Source organism: Vibrio makurazakiensis, assembly GCF_050337375.1.
Lineage (GTDB): Bacteria > Pseudomonadota > Gammaproteobacteria > Enterobacterales > Vibrionaceae > Vibrio > Vibrio makurazakiensis.
This window is the reverse complement of the sequence record NZ_JAKJSW010000070.1, coordinates 1-19467: the sequence shown is the minus strand read 5'-3', so window position 1 is coordinate 19467 and position 19467 is coordinate 1. Positions and strand designations below refer to the sequence as shown.

The following is a 19467-nucleotide window of genomic DNA, read 5'->3' as shown; positions in this document are numbered from 1 at the left end:
ATATATAAGCAGCCAATTAACTCTCCTAACGACGCTTTTCAGGCAATAAAGCGGACTTTTTGTCGTCAACCCACCACGTATCAACACCTAGGTCATACTTGGGTAACACATCAGGTCGGCTAAATTTGTCCCAACTTGCTACTCGATACTTTCCAACATGCCATTGCGGAATGATGTAGAAGTTCCATTGTAGAACTCGGTCTAACGAACGCCCCAGCGCTAACAATTTTTCAGGGTTTTGCTGATTTTTAGAAATATCATCCGTTAATTGATCGACAACAGGATCCGTCACTCCTGCAGTATTGTACGTCGAATCTAAAAAGTTAGAGTTCCACACAATCATCAAGTTAGGACTTGGATAAGGGTTAGCTGAGTAGGAAGATGAAACCATATCAAAGTCGCGGTCACGCAATCGCTTAATATATTGCGTGGTATCAACAGTACGGATTTTCATGTCGATCCCCATGCGCTTTAAGTTCTTTTGCACCGGTGTGGCTATTCGCTCGGCGGTTGGGCTATAAATCAGCAGTTCAAATGTCATCGGCTTGCCCGTTTTTACATTTGTCATTACCTTATTTTTAAGCTCCCAGCCCTCTTGCTTTAAAAGCTTAAATGCATGGCGCATTTGACTACGAATTCGCCCACTTCCGTCAGTCATTGATGGTTGGTACTCTTCCGTGAACACTCTAGGTGGGATTTGCTCTTTGTAAGGGTTTAAAATTTCGAGTTCTTGTTCGCCCGGTAAACCTTTCGCTTCGTAATCTGTGTTTTGGAAGTAACTACGGGTCCGTGAATATTGGCTATAGAACATATTTTTGTTCATCCACTCAAAGTCCATCGCGTAGGTCAATGCTTCTCGAACTTGTGGATTTGAAAATACTTCCGTTTTCGTATTAAAGACAAACGCTTGAGTCGACTCTGGCTTTTCGTGATTGATTTCCTCTTTCACGATATAACCCTTGTCGAAATTAGCCCCGGTATAAGAAGATGCCCAAAATTTGGCAGAATTTTCTTGTCTAAAATCGAACTCACCCGCTTTGAACGCTTCCAGCATTACCGTGTCATCACGATAGTAGTCATACTGCACTTGCTTGAAGTTGTTACGACCAACATTGACTGGCAAATCTGCCGCCCAATAGTTTTCATCTAAACCATAGGTAATGCTTTGACCAGCTTTGTAATCAATGACTTTATAAGCACCGCTACCGACAGGTGGTACATTCAATGGATCTGAGAGCTTTTTGTCTTGCCAAAAGTGTTTAGGTAGTACGCGAGTACTCTGAGCAAGACTAAACAACTTCTCACGATTTGGCTTCACCATTTCTATTCTGACTTTATGGTCGTCCACCGCAACTACCGACTTTACGTCTTTATAATAGACTCGATATTGCGGTACACCTTCGGTATTAAACTTGTCAAAAGTAAATGCTACATCATGTGCTGTAATAGGCATGCCATCGTGAAAACGAGCATTAGGGTTAATATCTATTTCGAGCCAAGTATAGTCATCAGAATAACGAACTTTAGACGCAATAAGTGGGTAATAAGCGTCTATTTCATCACTTGGAGAAAACATTAAAGTATCGTACAACTCACCAGTATACGCAGCAGCAACACCTCGAGAGCCAAAGCGGTTAAAGCTGTCATATGTTCCTACTTTGCCGTATGTCACCTTTCCTTTTTTAGGCGCTTCTGGGTTTACATAGTCAAAGTGTTTAAAACCTTCAGGGTATTTCGCCTCGCCAAAGCCCACTAATTGAGTCGTTTCAATGACGTTACTCGCGAGTTCTTTTTCGGCAAAAGCACTGGTAGAAATAATCAGGCTTGGTATGAGTAAAGCCCCTGAGCACATAGCGTGAAAGCTGGTGTGACAAGAAGTGTTGTTACGAAATATCCCCATCTGATTCTCCCTTCAAATGACATTCCAAAATTGTTCGTCGCTATATTGATATGCAATTGATGAAAGCGACTATAAAATGAAGTATAGAGAAAAATCTAACATCATGTAATAACTAATAAAATAGCCATTAAGATTTCGTTGTTAGATGTGTATTCAAAATCTACCCGATTTCCACTTTACTAAATATATTCCGTACCATATCCTATTTAAGGTTAATTTGTGACAAGGGAATAGAATTTGGACGCTTTGATTAACGAGCTAGGTTTAAGCGAAAAAGAGCTCGACCGCAGAAATGCGCTCATCAAGATCAGTAATAGTGAGTTAGCAGCCTTACGCGAGTGCGTGGTGTATGCGCCACCAGCTTCCTATTTCGAGAATATCGTTAATCAAGTGATCGAGATTACTTCAGCGAACCCGAACGTTTCTGCTAATACGACTTCTCGTCTGAAAAATGAAATATATCGCTATATCAACACATACCTAAACTCAGAAAGTAGAAGCGAATATCTTCGTAATCGAGTCGAGCTGTGTACTGCTCTGATGGAAATGAATATCTCTAACTATGACTTCTTGTTGTGTATGCACGAGTTTCACGTCGAACTTGCCCAAAAGCTAAAAATAGCACTAAAAGAGCACAACATCGTTCCTTGTAACATCGTCATGTCTCTGATGAAGTTCAATTCATTGGATAACCAGCTCATCAATCAGATCAGTCATTCTGTGCATATTCGCGATGTGAATGACCAAATGAAAGGGTTGAACTTTAAGGACTATTTGACCAATACCTACAGTTTGACTCCGTTTATTGAAGAGCTAGAACGAACCATTGCGATTTCAGAGCGCGCATCACACACATTTACCGTTTTGCACATTGATTTTAATGAACTCAAGCAGGTCAATCAGCGTTTTGGTTACAGTGCAGGAGACGACTTGCTTAAATTGTTTGCAGATATCTGTGTAGAACAGCTACGTAAAACTGAAATTATCGCGCGTGATGATGACGAGTTTTTCATACTCATGCCTAACACGCCTATTGAGAATATACGCCCTGTTTGCGAGCGGATTGTGGATCAGTTTGAAGAAACAGCCATGTATCCAATTAATGTGCGTGTAGCTGCCTACTCATATCAGCCAACAGATACCGTGTCGCCTGAAGATATCCTCAAAGCGTTAGAAGATAAGCTCACTCATGCTAAAGAGCGTTCGCTCATCACTGATACACATGAATTTAATCTTGCTGAAGTTAAGGCTCAAAGTAACGTTATTAGGTTAATTAAATAGCATTCGAACTGCTTTTCTATTCCTATTTAATAAACGATATTTCAATTAGTTAGTCCATCACCCATAATTGAAATATCGCTTATTGAATTGTTGTAACGCCGTGGAATCACCTACAGATATTAGATTTACTACGATTAACCTACTTAATTATCTAGAACCGCCTAACGCGTACTATGAGTTTGAGAACATTTACGCGCATGACGAATGGATAAAGAAGCAACAATGGTTTCGTAATAAGCTGACCGAGCTCAATTCCGACGTTATCGGGTTTCAAGAGGTGTTCAGTCCGGACTCTCTGAAGAACTTAGTGGCTGAGCTAGGTTTTCCTTACTTTGAAGTCGTAGATAACCCAGAGGTTATTGATGATTACCTTTTCTTTTCCCCTGTTGTTGCGATCGCTTCTAAGTACCCAATAGTGAGCGTTCAACCAGTGCAAGCCGACCAGAATTTACTTAAGGCATTTGAGTTGCCTGATACATTCCAATTTAATCGAGTACCCATACATGCAACGGTTGAACTTCCGCATTTAGGCAATACCGATATCTATGTCGTGCATTTCAAATCTCAGCGTTCAACTGAAGTAAAAACCGACTATGTCATTAGCAGCAGTCACTCAGAAAATACGGAATACACTCCCTCTCCTTCTTTAAATCAACTTCACGAAGAACAATTGGGTAGTTGGTTGTCAACAATTCAACGTGGACTAGAAGCCAATCTTTTACATAGGTATATTTCAGCGCAACGTGATTCAGTAAGACAGCCCGTCGTTTTAATGGGTGATTTTAATAAGCCCTTATCAAGTGATGAGTTTAAAGGCCTTTTGAGCTTCGAGCTAAATCGTAATGTTGAAAGTAAGCATTGGCTAAGTGAGTTTCGATTGCGCGACAGCTGGGATCTTTACCATCAACTTCAAAGCAGTGACTTGTTAGAACAACGGCCAGCTACTCATTATTACGGAGCGAAAGGTTCGACCCTCGACTATATTGTGCTATCGAATGAGTTCGATTGCGGAGCGGATCAAAATATCATGGAAGTCCGACAGTATAAGATTGTCGACCAACACATTGTCAATCCAAGTTTTGAACACGACCAGTTCAGTACGGATCATGCATTAGTTTCGATAACCACTCGATTAAGAAACGGATAGACTAAACCATAGATAGCCCGATAAAAAACCGAAGCTTAGTGCTTCGGTCCTATTATTCAATTTAGTTTTAGCTTAGAAGTGGTACGAAACTGCCCCATAGAAAGAGTCAATTACAATATCTTTGTCCGCTTGATACGGACTCACAGATTCAATAACAAAAGCGTCGGCTTCATAGCCTAATCTAAAGCTCACATTTTCCAGTTTTGGAGGTGTATATTCAACACCAAGTCCAAGACGTAATCCTGCACCATTATCATCTTGCAGGACAGGCAATGACTGGTCTAAATCGATTGCAGACAAACCCACGATTCCAAATGGACGGACTCCGTTTTCAAATGTATATCCTAGATTTGCACTTACAGAAAACGCCGTTGGTGACCATCTGTAAATAGACTGATTTAAAATATCTTTAGTTACTACGTCACCATAGTTTGTGTACTGAGCCTCGACGGCAACAATTCTATTAAACTGGTAGCCAGCGATTACTTTAAAAGTCGAACCATCAGCGTCAACATTCGTTGGACCAAGGTTGTCATATAGTCCACCATCATCTACACCTGTTGTACCTATTGCACCACCCAGGTAGAAGCCATCAACTTCCTTTGCCATCACACTATTTGCTGAAAGCGCGGTCATTATTGCTGCAGTTACTATCATTGTGTTTTTCATTACATATTATCCAAAACAGGCCGTTGTTATTTGCCATGCAGGTTAAAAGTAAAAAAATAAAAAAAATACACAGCAATATAATCACTTTCTCACACGGAGTTATTTCAATACTTTCATTGAGCTACCAAAACACTAAGTCTATGATCTTCCGATTAATAAAATTTTTGTTTCCAAATCTGGTCTTTTTAACTCGATGAATTAGGTGTATAAAACCTGAACAAGTCGCTTACATTGGCTTACACGATTTGATGTGTATTTGAGGCACAATACGCAAAATTGATATATGGGTTAACAGTTTCGACCTGTAATTGAATGGTGTTTTTAATTTTCTGTAGAACGATATGAACCAAATACTAGAACTTTCTAACTTACGTATTGACATAGATAGCCGTGATATTTCAAACCTTGACGGTAATACGATATCGCTCCGCCCTTTATCGTTTGATGTACTCAATCACCTGATCAAAAACATTGGGAAGTGTATTACTAGAGACGAGTTATTTGCGACATGTTGGAGTGGCGTCGTAGTCTCGGACCAGGCGTTAACTAACGTCATCTCCAATWTCCGACATACGTTAACTCGATTGAAAGCGGTTGGTGTTGAAGTAAAAACCGTAACTAAGATTGGCTACAAACTGTGTGTGGAGAATAATCCAAATGTGATGTTTCAATCACCACAAACTCAATTGGCAACCACTTCTCAGGATAAACCCATCGACGTTCCGCTCAGTTCACCAGAAGAACTCGCTCTCTATAACGAAGACGACGCGGAAAAGCTAGATAGAGGCAAAGAGAGATATAAGTTCAAGAATCTGCATTTTGGAGTGAACCAATTTCTCGCATCACGACTCACATCTTGTTTACTACTTTGTTTTCTAGCTATCGGTTCTTTTATCCACTTAAAGTCAGGAAATAACGCAGATGTCGACTTTCAAGATACATCGAATTATCGAAAGTTGATAAACGGTGAGCAAACGTTATTTGTTGATGACCGAACTGCCGCGAACGCTGCTTTGGCGATAATAGAAAGATCAATGCTTACAGAATCTATCAATCAAAATGCCTGTGGAATGACCTACCTACTCAGGATCTATAATTCCAAGCAGAAAGACGGGCATTTGAATCTGAGCGCATTTGCATTTGACAAGCAGAACGACGACAACAGTAATTACACCCACTTTTCGGTTACACACGATAACCTAGTATCTGTCGTCAATGATCTGATTTATAAGGCGAATTCGTTATGCGAATCTTAAATTGCGCTCTAGTTTTAGTATTGGCTATCTTAGGTACTGTTTCTCTATATTACCAGTACCTACCAAAGCAAGAGCTAGCGGGTAGCCACTGGTCCTGTAGTACCGTAAAAAAAGAACTCACCTCTGAAAGCAAACCTGGATTTAAGAAGTATCAGGTGTTCAATGCCCTTAACTTTAACACCGAGAGCCAATTGGACTTCCATCAAAAAGGCTTTGTCGTTGACCTTATGGGCAAAAACAGTGAATTTGAGTTAGGTTATGCTATTGAATATCGAGTTAACGGTGAGGAAGTTACTTTCCAGTTCAAAACCATTGACTGGATAATAAAAGGAAATGAGGACTTCGTTCAACGCAGAAACCATGTGATAGGTTCAACTTTCGAATACGTTTACGAAATTCRCAATAATTATTTGTTTTTAACCAGCACTTCGAACTCAGAAGACAGTAACTATGTCTGCTTTAGGGCTGAGAATGAAACTACCGACTAATTAACATATCACGTAGATATTCACCGACATCACCGAGCAGCTTTATAGATCAAAGATCTTCTTGATTCAAACCTAGTTCTTTTTGTTTGATTTTTGAAAGCCCCAAAGACACTAACCGGTGTGACTCTTTCAAATAGTATTCAAGTTCTTCATCATTTTGTTGGGAAGAGTCGACTAACTGTATCCACTTCATACCACGATTCGCTAAATAGGGTGCTGGCCGATACCCCTGCGTATCACTCAGAAAATCAAAGTTCCTCGGCGAGGTTTTAAACGTAAAAGCAGGCTCATCGTCTGGCCCCCATCCGCCAACAGCAAACACCTTTCCGCCAACCTTCCATACCTGCGAGTTGCCCCACTGAATGACATGGGTAGTTGCAGGTAAAGAAGTACAAAACTCGTTAAACTCATCGTAATTCACTTACTGACACTCCTTTGCTCAAACAATAGTTGGAAACGGTTCAAAACATTAATTGTGCAATTTCACCGCCGTGCCAAATGCCATAATTTCCGATGCGCCATCAGTCACAGCACTCGTTGTAAAGCGTATACCAACGACAGCATCCGCTCCAAGGTTGCTTGCTTCTTTCACTAAACGCTCTATAGCGATGTCACGTGCTTCACTCATCATTTCTGTGTAACCAGCCAATTCGCCACCCACTATGCTCTTAAGGCCAGCCATAATATCTCGGCCAACATGTTTTGACTGAACAACATTACCCGTCACAACACCAACAATTGACGCTATTTCACGCCCAGGAACAGTATCTGTCGTCGTAAAAATCATGGTTGAATTCCTTATATAAATAAAAAAGCCGAAGCGTTAGCTTCGACTCTAGCATATTGGTTTTCTTTACAAATAGTTAGCCCCTAAGAAATGAGAGGAAAGCAGCAAGCTATTCCCAGAACTTCCACCATTTTTTACTGTTTTCTTCTCGTTGTTCCCAACATCTAATTCAGCATAACTTCACCTTCCCCCGCTCACTATTAACAATTCAATCAGTGACAAAGATCACCAAAAAACGCCCCATCGAAACGTTTCGATGATCGCTATCACACAATAACTAACACAAGTGTGCAATTTATAATTAAGCCACTATTATCACTATCGAAACGTTTCGATGGCTTTTATTGAGCTTTTTCTCATCCCATCAAACGATATTTGTAATAGGCAGTGTTATGAAAAAAAGTACCCTGATAAATTCTGATCTCTCTTACCTTGTGGCGACTCTAGGCCATACTGACGAGATAACTATCTGTGACGCTGGTTTGCCCATTCCTGATCACGTTCGACGCATTGACCTAGCACTTACTCATGGTGTTCCAAGCTTTGAGCAGACAGTAAAAGCCATTTTGGATGAGTCTCAAATCGAAGGCGTAGTCATTGCAGAAGAATTCAAAGAAATAAGCCCTGCTCACCACGCAGTACTTATCGACCAACTAAAAACAGAAGAAGTTCGCTGTAACAAAAGCATCAATATTGCTTACATCAGCCATGAAGAATTTAAGCAGCGCACAAACGACAGTCGCGCCGTTATCCGCACAGGCGAATGTACGCCTTATGCGAACGTTATCTTCCAAGCTGGCGTAACTTTTTAAACCTTACTTAGTTTTTAAAACCAAGCTCACTTAATTCTGGCCCCGAGTAAAGGAACCGACATGACTCAAGCCATTTTAGAACTTAGCTCCATTGAGAAAGCCTTTCCTGGCGTGAAAGCGCTAGACAAAGCAAGTCTCAATGTTTATCCAGGACGCGTTATGGCGTTGATGGGTGAAAACGGCGCAGGTAAATCAACATTAATGAAAGTGCTGACTGGCATTTATCACCTTGATGCAGGAAGCATTGCGTATCAAGGCAAGCCTGCAGCGTTTAAAGGGCCGCGTGATTCACAACAAGCTGGTATAAGTATCATTCACCAAGAGCTGAACTTAATCCCTGAATTAACCATCGCCGAAAACATCTTTCTCGGTCGTGAAATCACCGGCACTTTGGGTCGTATCCTTTGGACCGAAATGTACCAAGCCGCTGAYAAGCTACTTCAACGCCTGAACGTAAAGCACAGCTCTAAAACACCATTGGGTCAGCTGAGCCTTGGTGAGCAACAAATGGTAGAGATCGCTAAAGCACTATCGTTTGAGTCTAAAGTCATCATCATGGATGAGCCGACTGATGCTCTAACAGATACCGAAACAGAGTCTCTTTTCAAAGTGATCAATGAACTTCGCCAAGAAGGTTGTGGCATCGTATACATTTCGCATCGCCTAAAGGAAATCTTTGAGATTTGCGACGACATCACTGTGCTACGTGACGGGAAATTCATCGGTGAATGCGAAGTTAAAGACACGGATGAAGATGGTTTAATCGAAATGATGGTCGGTCGTAAACTGGATGAGCAATATCCTAGGATCCCACAAAGCCATGGTGAGACCTGTCTTGAAGTTATCGGCCTAACGGGCTCAGGTGTTCATGACGTGAGTTTCACACTAAAGCGCGGTGAAATATTAGGTGTTTCAGGTCTTATGGGCGCAGGTCGTACTGAGCTCATGAAGGTGATTTATGGTGCCCTTCCTAGCGAACGCGGCGTAATCAACCTAGAAAATAAGACGATTAACCCAGTAAGTCCAAAAGACGGGCTTGCTAACGGCATCGCTTATATTTCTGAAGATCGTAAAGGCGATGGCTTAGTCCTTGGTTTGTCAGTGAAAGAGAACATGTCTTTGTGTTCACTAGACATACTAACTAAAGGTGCTCAAATTCAACACAATGATGAAGTCATTGCAGTTGATGATTTCATCAAGCTATTCAACATCAAAACCCCTACTCGCGAACAAATCATTGGTAACCTTTCTGGTGGTAACCAGCAGAAAGTCGCTATCGCAAAAGGGCTAATGACCAAACCAAAAGTTCTGATTCTCGACGAGCCTACTCGCGGTGTCGATGTCGGTGCGAAAAAAGAGATTTACCAACTGATTAATAAATTCAAAGCAGACGGAATGAGCATCATTTTGGTGTCTTCTGAAATGCCTGAAGTTTTAGGAATGAGTGACCGCATCATGGTGATGCATGAAGGCCGTGTTAGCGGCGAATTTGACGCTAAAGAAGCAAACCAAGAATTACTACTAGCGTGTGCGGTGGGTAAAACGTTAAACGAGGATGCAGCATGAGTACCAATACTATGAGCAAAGCAAAGAACGCAGAAGCTCCAACTAAAAAGCCACTCATCAGTAAAGATTGGTTAATCGAACAAAAATCTTTGATCGCTTTGATCTTTTTGATTGTTGTCGTTTCATTCTTGAACCCGAACTTCTTTACTGTCGACAACATTTTAAACATTCTTCGCCAAACTTCGATTAACGCCATTATCGCAGTAGGTATGACATTAGTTATCTTAACCGCTGGTATCGATTTAAGTGTCGGCTCAGTTTTAGCTTTATGTGGCGCATTTGCTGCAAGCTTGATTGGTATGGAAGTACCAGTGATGGTGGCAGTGCCAACCGCGTTGGTTGCAGGTGCTGCGCTGGGTGCAATCAGCGGCATAATTATCGCTAAAGGTAAGGTGCAAGCCTTTATTGCAACTCTTGTAACCATGACACTTCTACGTGGTGTAACCATGGTTTACACCGATGGCCGCCCTATTTCTACTGGCTTTACCGATACAGCAGATGCATTCGCTTGGTTTGGTACAGGCTACGCGATGGGTATCCCAGTTCCTGTATGGATCATGGTCGTGGTATTCGCAGCGGTATGGTACCTACTAAACCACACTCGTTTTGGACGCTATGTTTATGCCCTAGGTGGTAACGAATCTGCAGCTCGCCTTTCAGGTATTGATGTTGATAAAGTGAAAATCGGCGTCTACTCAATCTGTGGTTTGCTGGCTGCTGTTGCAGGTATCATCGTTGCTTCTCGTCTTTCCTCTGCTCAGCCAACCGCTGGTATGGGTTACGAATTAGACGCCATCGCAGCCGTAGTATTAGGCGGCACAAGCTTGGCTGGTGGCCGTGGCCGTATTATGGGCACATTGATTGGTGCACTTATCATTGGCTTCTTAAACAACGCACTAAACCTATTAGACGTATCTTCTTACTACCAGATGATTGCAAAAGCAGTGGTTATTCTTCTGGCGGTATTGGTAGACAACAAAAACAAGTAATAAGTAAGACTTGCTGTTTCGATAGCAAACGTAATATCGATTCAAAGCTATATCTAAACAAACGCAACATCCGTTTAATTCATAAAAACGTTAAACCTATAAATACAATATGAAACAATGAGCTAGGAGTCTCCTCCTAGCTCACCCTACACAAAGGACTATCACGATGAAAAAATTAGCAACTCTAATTTCTGCTGCTGTACTTTCTACTTCTGTATCAGTGTCTGCACAGGCTCAAGATACAATGGCAATCGTACTTTCTACTCTTAACAACCCATTTTTTGTAACGATGAAAGATGGTGCAGAAGCTAAAGCGGAAGAGCTAGGCTACAAGCTAATCGTTCTTGATTCTCAAAACGATCCAAGCAAAGAGCTTTCAAATATTGAAGATTTAACGATTCGTGGCGTTAAAGCGATTCTAATTAACCCAACTGATTCAGACGCTGTTTCAAATGCAATCCGCATGGCTAACCGCTCGAACATTCCAGTACTAACACTAGACCGTGGTGCGAGCCGTGGTGATGTTGTTAGCCACATCGCTTCAGATAACGTAATTGGTGGTGAAATGSCTGGTCATTTCATCATGGAAAAAGTGGGTGAAAAAGCGAAAGTTATCCAACTTGAAGGTATTGCGGGTACATCAGCAGCACGTGAACGTGGTGAAGGTTTCATGAACTCAGTTAAAAGCAGCAACCTAGATCTTCTAGCAAGCCAGCCTGCTGATTTCGACCGTACTAAAGGTCTAAACGTAATGGAAAACCTACTTGCTGCTAACCCAGACGTACAAGCAGTATTCGCACAAAATGATGAAATGGCATTAGGTGCTCTACGTGCAGTACAAGCTTCAGGTAAAGACGTAATGATCGTTGGCTTTGATGGCACTGAAGACGGTATTGCAGCGGTAAACCGTGGCAAGCTGGCTGCGACAGTCGCTCAACAACCAGACATGATCGGTTCTCTAGGTATTGAGATGGCAGACAAAGTTCTTAAAGGCCAATCAGTAGAAGCATACGTACCAGTACCTCTAAAAGTGATTACTAAGTAATTATCTCCAATTGCTAATTTGAACGTAGCCCTTATTTAATAAGTGCCCGTTTACTCTGAATCAAGTCAGGGGGATCGCTCCCCTGACTTTCAAAGAGAGTTCATCGTCGTTTCCAATTCACAGTCGCAATTCGAAACCACCATGCATTTTCAAATACGATATATCATAAGGCTCGTATCATGACTCAACTAATTGTTTTAGGTAGTGTAAACGCTGACCACGTGCTTCAAGTTCCTTCTTTCCCTCGCCCAGGGGAAACCCTCGTAGGTAGGAATTATCAGGTAATACCTGGTGGCAAAGGCGCTAACCAAGCTGTTGCTGCAGCGCGACTAAACGCTGATATCGGTTTTATCGCCTGCGTCGGTGATGACGCATTTGGTATTAACATTCGTCAAGATTTTTCTAACGATGGTATCAATACTGACGGTGTGATCGTTGCAGATAATACCCCAACGGGCATTGCAATGATTCAGGTTTCCGACCAAGGCGAAAACAGCATTTGCCTATCTGCAGAAGCTAACGACAAACTAACTTGTCAGCAAATCGAACCTCACCTCGACAAAGTTCGTAATGCCAAATACCTTTTAACTCAGCTTGAAACACCAATAGAAGGTATTGAGTACGCAGCCAAGGTTGCGAAAGAAAACAAGACCAACGTTATCCTAAACCCGGCTCCGGCTCGCCCTCTTTCAGACGAGTTATTGGCATGTATTGATGTTATTACGCCGAATGAAACCGAAGCTGAGGTGTTAACAGGTGTTACGGTGACAGACAACGAGTCTGCACAGCTAGCAGCTAACAACTTACACACCAAAGGCATAGAAATCGTCATGATTACRCTCGGTGCAAAAGGTGTTTGGTTAAGCCAAAACGGTCGCGGTGAACTCATCCCTGGTTTCCGAGTTGAGGCTACCGATACTACTGCCGCGGGTGACACTTTTAACGGCGCATTTGTTACTGGGCTTTTAGAAGACATGCCAATAGAACAAGCGATCAAATTTGCGCACGCTGCTGCTGCCATCTCGGTAACACGTTTTGGAGCTCAAACTTCGATTCCAACTCGTGTAGAAACAGAACGCTTTTTGTCTGAACAACTGTCCGCTTAAGTTTCGATAAAGAACAAGCATAAGCCTCTGTTTTAAGGCAAAATATCGCTCTAAATCGGCTAGGAAAGCCACCCCAAGGAATTTTTATGGCAACAATGAAAGACGTCGCTAAATTGGCTAAAGTTTCAACCTCTACGGTTAGCCATGTGATCAATAAATCTCGTTTTGTCAGTGAAGAAATTGCCGAGCGCGTAAATAACGCAGCCAAGGAACTCAATTATGCACCTTCTGCTTTAGCTCGTAGCTTAAAAATGAAGCAGACAAAAACGGTTGGAATGTTGGTAACAACGTCGACCAACCCGTTTTTTGGTGAAGTCGTTAAAGGCGTTGAGCGTCGCTGCTACGAGAAAGGCTATAACCTCATCCTGTGCAATACAGAAGGTGATAGCCAGCGAATGAAGTCTTCAATCGATACTCTTTTGCAAAAACGTGTCGATGGATTAATGCTGATGTGTTCAACGCTCGAAGGTGAACATATCGATGTGTTCGAGCGTTACCCTGAACTCCCTGTTGTCGTGATGGACTGGGGCCCTATGCTATTTGCCAGTGATAAAATACAAGATAACTCTCACCAAGGGGGTTATATGGCGACTCAACACCTGATCAACAATGGCCACACACAAATTGGCTGCATTACAGGCCCTTTGCACCGTAATCAGGCTTCATCTCGTTATGAAGGCTTTAAACAAGCCATGCTAGAAGCGAATATCGATATAAACCCAAATTGGATTGTTGAGTCTAACTTCGAGTGTGACGGTGGGTTTGATTCATATCAGCACCTTAAAGCAAAAGGAGATCTGCCTAGCGCCCTTTTTGTGTGTAACGATATGATGGCAATGGGTGTAATTAATGCTGCAACTCAAGATGGTGTCGACATCCCGAGTGATCTTTCAGTAATCGGCTATGATGACATTCATCTTTCAAAATATATGTCGCCTTCTCTGACTACGATCCACCAGCCAAAGCATCGTTTAGGTCAAGCGGCTGTTGATACTCTGTTAAGTCGCCTGAAAACACCAGACGCCTACCCTCAAGTTGTTGAGCTTGAGCCGACTTTGGTTGAAAGAAGCAGTGTAAAACCATATTAGCGATATCAATATTTACAGGGTAATTACAAGTAAGGCTTTAACCTCTTTTAAAGCCTTACTTTCTTTTTACAAACTGAAGTCAACTGGCCTTGTATTCTTTCTTTATCCCAACTACTTCCGCACCAAATATACAACTTCACACATAAAATAAACAAACATCCAAATCTAACCTAAAATATCTATAAAGCGTCAGTGATTATATGGAGTTAGCATGTCTTCGGGTGCCCAATGGCTGAATAATATTTCCCTTAAAAAAAAGCTATTCATTAGCTTTTCTATTCCTATGCTTTTGATGCTCTTGGTTTCTATTTCTGTGTACAACAACACCCAATCAATGCTAACCGACCAGCATTGGGTCTCACACACACACAAAGCAATCGCACGCGCTCAAGAGCTTTTAAGCATTACTGTCGATATGGAAACGGGTCAACGTGGCTACTTAATTACCGGAGATGAGGAGTTTTTAGAACCTTACAACTACGCACTAAGCGTATGGAGTAGAAAATTACGGACACTTTCATTACAAGTGAGTGATAACCCAGCTCAAGTTGAACGGTTGGGAGTAATTAATGACCTTCATAAGGATTGGTTAAAGAAAGCAGGGATTAGAGAAATTGAACAACGCAATTTAGTAAATGAAGGTTCAGCCTCTATACAAAGTGTTATTAACTTGCTTAAGGAAGAAACAGGTAAAAAAATTATCGACGCTATTCGCGTTGAGATAGACAACTTTATCACTATTGAAAATGAGCTCATCGCAATTCGAATTGCCAACTCAAACAACTCAGCGAATCAAACCACTCTTGTGCTTTTTTGGGGTACGTTTGTATCCATATTGATCTCTACTTCTGTGGCCATTTGGTCATCAAGTCGAATTAAAGAACGACTCAACTTACTTCTCGAAGCATCTCAATTCATTTCTCTAGGTAAGTTTWGAAAAGGTAGAACTATACTGGATCTCGGTACAAAACTTGGGGGAAAGGATGAACTTTCAATGCTCAGTCATGGTTTTATTAGCATGACTGAGGCACTCAGCTTGAACACACAACAAATGCAAGACGCAAACAAAAAATTGGAAAATGAGCGTCAAAAAGCTGAGGCTGCAGTCAAAGCTAAAGGTCAATTCCTTTCAACTATGAGTCATGAAATCCGAACGCCTATGAACGGTGTGTTAGGACTTTCACAAATCATTGAAAATGAGACTCAAGAGTCATCAACGAAAGAAAACATTAGAGTAATACTAGATTCGGGCCAGCACCTGATGACCATTTTGAATGATATTTTGGATTTATCAAAAGTCGAAGAAAATAAACTTGAATTAGAAGAAGTACCCTTCAGATTGAGTCAAGTCCTTTCCCCCGTCCATAGCTCCATGGAACCCTTAGTCAACGAGAAAAACATCCAATTCCTTGTTGAGAATGAAGTCTCTGATAATATTGAATTTACTGGCGATTGCGCCCGACTCCGCCAGATCCTTTTTAACTTGGGAGGAAATGCGATTAAGTTTACCAATATTGGGCATGTTCTTTTCCATTTCTCACTCAATAAGGAAACAAGACACCTACTCATTTCTGTGAACGATACAGGGATAGGTATTCCGAAAGACAAACAAGACAGTATTTTCAATTCCTTTGAACAAGCAGACACCTCTACAACTCGCCGATTTGGAGGCACAGGACTTGGCTTAACGATCGTGAAAAAATTGGTCGAACTAATGGGCGGTGAGATCACACTAAAAAGTGAAGAAGGATTAGGAACTCATATTCTTGTGACCTTACCTATCCGCTGGGTTGAAAAAAAATCCGCCATCCAATCCATCACTACGCCCACTAAAAGTACATCAGAGGGAACACATCTACGTGTCCTATTGATTGAAGATAACCGTGTTAACGCTATCGTTGCAAAAGGGTTTTGTGAAAAGTTAGGGCACTCTGTTGAAGTAGCCGAGAATGGTCGAATTGCCATTGAGTACATTCAAAGAAGTGAGTATGACTTAATCCTAATGGACAATCACATGCCGGAAATGAATGGTGTTGAGGCAACTAAATATATAAGAGATGAATTAGGCATTAAAACCTTATTATTTGCTTATACTGCAGACGTTTTTCGCGAAGCTCATGATAAATTTATTGAAGCGGGTGCCGACCATGTTTTAACTAAGCCATTGCAGCAAGAAAGCTTCATTGATGCTCTTAACCAATTCTCATCTCGCCTACCTGTACATGATCAAAACACGCCAAGAATTAGCGTAGAAAATATTGTACACCTACATCGAAAATCTATTGAAAGACTGCGATTAACCGAAGAAGAACTCTCGCGTTCCCAAACACTTGATATGCTAAAAGACGATACTGACTCTTTGACTTTACTTATGAAGAGCATGGTCACTGAATTTGAAGAGTTGATTGATGTATTGATAGAACAATTTATGTCTGAAGAATGGGATACTCTAAGTGAAACGCTACACTCAATCAAAAGCATAGCACTTAACTTAGGCTTGACCACCCTAGCTAATCAATCGCTTGAAATTGAATCACTAGTCAATAGGCGTAAAATCCCGAAAATTGAACAGGTCCAAAAACTAGTTAACCGATTACAAGTTAATATCCACCAGGGTCAACGTCTAATTCTAGAGAACTTAAGCTCTCATTCCGCAACATTAGATCATGACCAAACGGCCAATGACTGACATTACTTTTAACTGTTAGTCGTCAACTATCAAAGTGAGGTAGCGATCTGATTACCATTGAAGTTTGGGTCGTTTCTTTGAGTTTCAATCTATTGTCAAAGCATTGAGAAATTCAGCTTCGAATTGATCATCAATAGGGCGAGACAGGCAAGAGATCAGCCAATCAATACGTGTCTGATCAAGCTGTCTATTGACCACAAAAGCTTGCTGTAACCCAAAACGGTTTAGATTTGCAGACCCAAAAGTCTCGTCGGCGCTATCACCATGAAAATGAAGTGATTTAATACTGTCGGAACTTGTCACAGCCTGAGATTCAATGAGATTCGCTAGCTGAATGACTAATTCCATTGGGTTTTTCTTAGACCCAATTCGATATAAATAGCCCCCATCTACTTTCTGCTTAACCCAATAATCAAACTCTTCGCAATTTAATATGTTAGTGCTTATCAGCCCAGCTTCACTGGTCAACCCACTAGGCTCAATAATGACTGGAGTGTGTTTAAACTCAGGCTGGCCTGACTGTAAGTCGATGTTTGGTAAAATCAGATCGCAAGGTTTACTGTTTTTTGCTGTTGTCCCGTTCCAGTGAATAGGCATGAACACCTGACCTATTTGTATATCTTTGGACGTAACAAGCCTGGCCTGACATTCGCCTTGGCTGCTTTTGACCGTAACGACAGGATTGCCCACTTGCTCTGTGACTAGGCTCAATGATTCCGCAATACGTGGGTGAACAGCAACGAATGGCTCTGGGGTGTGACCTCCTAATTCGCTTGCCAGGCCTGTTCTTGTCATAGTGTGCCAATGATCGCGAGTACGACCGGTATTAAGTAATAGCGGGAAAGTAGAACAAGCTTTCGCAATAGGCGCTTTGTATTCAACCGAGACAAATTTTGCTTTACTCGAATCGGTAAAGAATTGATGGTCTGTAAACATTCGCTGATTCACGACCGTCTGCTGTAGTTCCATCACTGGCCACTGCTGAGGAGTTAACTCACTGTACCCTTTATCATCTAGCTGAGTTAAACCAATCAAACATAAATCACGCTGCTTGCCGTCCATATTGTTTAACGCCGTCATTAGGCAATATTCATTAAACACCTGCCCTTCATGCAAATAGTTAAACTGGTGCTCGAATCCCATTTTCTGGGCAACCTCTTTCACTATCCACCAATCCGGTTTTGCTTCTCCTGGGCTGGGTAATATGCGTCTTTGTCTTGATATACGGCGCTCAGAATTCGTTACTGTTCCTGACTTTTCACTCCAGCCTTGCGCGGGTAGCAACACATTAGCCAAACGAGTAGTTTCCGTATCTTCAATACAATCCGACACAACCACGAACGGGCACTTTTCGAGCGCTTCTTTCACTTTTTCACTGTCTGGCAAGCTTACTACTGGGTTCGTCGCCATAATCCATACCGCTTTAATTTTTCCCTCATGCATTGCATCAAATAAATCTATCGCTTTTAATCCAGGCTGTGTCGCTAGGTTTTCAGTGTGCCAAAAGTCACTCACCAACTGGTGGGATTGATTATCACCAAACTCAAAATGCGCCGCTAAAGTATTAGCTAAGCCACCAACTTCTCGCCCGCCCATCGCATTGGGCTGTCCAGTCACTGAAAAAGGCCCCATACCTCGTTTACCAATTCGCCCCGTGGCCAAATGGCAGTTAAGTATTGCGTTCACCTTATCGCAGCCTTTGCTCGACTGATTTATCCCTTGAGAGTAAATCGTCACGACTTTTTGATTATCAGCAAACAGCTGATAAAACTGGCTCAAAGCGTCGCTGGATAACCCTGTGATATCTTCAACAATTTGCTCGGTTATCGATTGGCTTAGCGCACTGTTCAATGCATTTTCAAAGCCCTGAGTGTGTTCATCAATAAAGGTTTGATCAAGATGACCATGGGTTGATAGGTACGACAAGAGGCCGTTAAACAATGCAACATCAGAACCCGATTGGATCGATAAATGTAAGTCTGCAATATCGCAAGTATCGGTTTTTCTCGGATCTATCACGACTACCTTTAAGTTAGGGTTTTCTTGTTTTGCTGCTCTTAACCTTTGAAATAACACCGGATGGCACCAAGCTAAGTTTGACCCAGTAATGACAACCAGGTCACTCAATTCCAAATCTTCATAACAAACTGGGACTGTATCAGAGCCAAATGCACGTTTATGCCCGACTACACTAGATGCCATGCACAACCTGGAGTTGCTATCTATATTCGCACTCCCGATAAAGCCTTTCATCAATTTATTAGCAACATAGTAGTCTTCAGTAAGTAGTTGCCCTGATACGTAAAAGGCGACAGAGTCAGGTCCATGCTCTTCAATGGTTTGTTTAAATTTATCGGCGACCAACTGAGTCGCTTCTGGCCAACCAATAGATTCGCGCTGTTGATTACTTTGCAATGTTGGTTGAATAAGTCTACCCGTAGGTGCCACAGTTTCGCCTAAAGCGATTCCTTTCGTGCAGAGTTTTCCATAATTTGACGGGTGTGACTTATCACCTCGAATTTCTAATTTCCCTGATGACGTGGGGCGAGCTTCAATACCACAGCCCACGCCACAATACGCACATGTTGATTTGGTCCATTCTTGATTCGAGCTTGTCATACATCCCTCGGGTATTTATCTATAT

16 protein-coding genes are annotated in these 19467 nt (G+C 41.8%); 11 read left to right on the top strand and 5 right to left on the bottom strand.

The genetic code is table 11. The annotated features are described in order from the left end of the window. Positions 1-25 precede the first annotated feature (25 nt). Positions 26-1831 (bottom strand): extracellular solute-binding protein, encoded by a 1806-nt coding sequence (locus L4C33_RS10120; protein ID WP_428812321.1) that lies wholly within the window; start codon positions 1829-1831, stop codon positions 26-28. Positions 1832-2137: 306 nt separating this feature from the next. On the opposite strand from L4C33_RS10120, the gene L4C33_RS10115 reads away from it, so the two are divergent. Both L4C33_RS10115 and L4C33_RS10110 read left to right on the top strand, forming a co-directional pair. Next, complete coding sequence (locus L4C33_RS10115; RefSeq protein WP_428812320.1) at positions 2138-3181, top strand: GGDEF domain-containing protein; 1044 nt, start codon at positions 2138-2140, stop codon at positions 3179-3181. A gap of 100 nt (positions 3182-3281) precedes the next feature. Beyond that, on the top strand, positions 3282-4328 hold the full coding sequence (locus L4C33_RS10110) for an endonuclease/exonuclease/phosphatase family protein (protein ID WP_428812319.1): 1047 nt from the start codon (positions 3282-3284) through the stop codon (positions 4326-4328). A 72-nt stretch (positions 4329-4400) separates the two neighbouring features. Here L4C33_RS10110 and L4C33_RS10105 read toward each other — a convergent pair whose 3' ends face one another. After that, a complete protein-coding gene (locus L4C33_RS10105) occupies positions 4401-4997 on the bottom strand; it encodes a porin family protein (RefSeq protein ID WP_428812318.1) in 597 nt (198 codons plus the stop codon). Positions 4998-5338: 341 nt separating this feature from the next. On the opposite strand from L4C33_RS10105, the gene L4C33_RS10100 reads away from it, so the two are divergent. Together L4C33_RS10100 and L4C33_RS10095 are read left to right on the top strand one after the other, a co-directional pair. Further along, on the top strand, positions 5339-6253 hold the full coding sequence (locus L4C33_RS10100; protein WP_428812317.1) for a winged helix-turn-helix domain-containing protein: 915 nt from the start codon (positions 5339-5341) through the stop codon (positions 6251-6253). Further along, entirely contained in the window at positions 6241-6741 is a 501-nt protein-coding gene (locus L4C33_RS10095; RefSeq protein WP_428812316.1) for a hypothetical protein, read from the top strand. Before L4C33_RS10100 ends, L4C33_RS10095 begins: the two co-directional genes overlap by 13 nt. Positions 6742-6790: 49 nt before the next feature. Here L4C33_RS10095 and L4C33_RS10090 read toward each other — a convergent pair whose 3' ends face one another. After that, entirely contained in the window at positions 6791-7162 is a 372-nt protein-coding gene (locus L4C33_RS10090) for an MmcQ/YjbR family DNA-binding protein (RefSeq protein ID WP_428812315.1), read from the bottom strand. Between the two features lie 48 nt (positions 7163-7210). Beyond that, positions 7211-7528, bottom strand: coding sequence for a heavy metal-binding domain-containing protein (locus L4C33_RS10085; protein WP_428812314.1), 318 nt, complete (start codon positions 7526-7528; stop codon positions 7211-7213). 392 nt (positions 7529-7920) lie between these two features. Here L4C33_RS10085 and rbsD point away from each other — a divergent pair, with 392 nt between their 5' ends. From rbsD to L4C33_RS10050, 7 genes are all read left to right on the top strand, one after another. After that, positions 7921-8340: a D-ribose pyranase gene (rbsD, locus tag L4C33_RS10080; RefSeq protein WP_428812313.1), complete on the top strand. Its 420-nt coding sequence runs from the start codon at positions 7921-7923 to the stop codon at positions 8338-8340. Between the two features lie 60 nt (positions 8341-8400). Next, positions 8401-9906: a ribose ABC transporter ATP-binding protein RbsA gene (gene rbsA / locus L4C33_RS10075; RefSeq protein ID WP_428812312.1), complete on the top strand. Its 1506-nt coding sequence runs from the start codon at positions 8401-8403 to the stop codon at positions 9904-9906. Then, positions 9903-10895 carry a ribose ABC transporter permease gene (gene rbsC, locus L4C33_RS10070; protein ID WP_428812311.1) on the top strand — a complete coding sequence of 331 codons (993 nt, stop codon included), beginning with the start codon at positions 9903-9905 and terminating at the stop codon, positions 10893-10895. Before rbsA ends, rbsC begins: the two co-directional genes overlap by 4 nt. A 166-nt stretch (positions 10896-11061) precedes the next feature. After that, positions 11062-11940 carry a ribose ABC transporter substrate-binding protein RbsB gene (gene rbsB / locus L4C33_RS10065; protein WP_428812310.1) on the top strand — a complete coding sequence of 293 codons (879 nt, stop codon included), beginning with the start codon at positions 11062-11064 and terminating at the stop codon, positions 11938-11940. 179 nt (positions 11941-12119) lie between these two features. Then, a complete protein-coding gene (rbsK, locus tag L4C33_RS10060) occupies positions 12120-13046 on the top strand; it encodes a ribokinase (protein ID WP_428812309.1) in 927 nt (308 codons plus the stop codon). Between the two features lie 86 nt (positions 13047-13132). Beyond that, complete coding sequence (locus L4C33_RS10055) at positions 13133-14134, top strand: substrate-binding domain-containing protein (protein ID WP_428812308.1); 1002 nt, start codon at positions 13133-13135, stop codon at positions 14132-14134. A gap of 211 nt (positions 14135-14345) precedes the next feature. Then, positions 14346-16823 (top strand): CHASE3 domain-containing protein, encoded by a 2478-nt coding sequence (locus L4C33_RS10050; RefSeq protein WP_428812307.1) that lies wholly within the window; start codon positions 14346-14348, stop codon positions 16821-16823. Between the two features lie 84 nt (positions 16824-16907). Here L4C33_RS10050 and L4C33_RS10045 read toward each other — a convergent pair whose 3' ends face one another. Further along, positions 16908-19442: a molybdopterin oxidoreductase family protein gene (locus tag L4C33_RS10045; protein ID WP_428812306.1), complete on the bottom strand. Its 2535-nt coding sequence runs from the start codon at positions 19440-19442 to the stop codon at positions 16908-16910. Between the last annotated feature and the right edge of the window lie 25 nt (positions 19443-19467).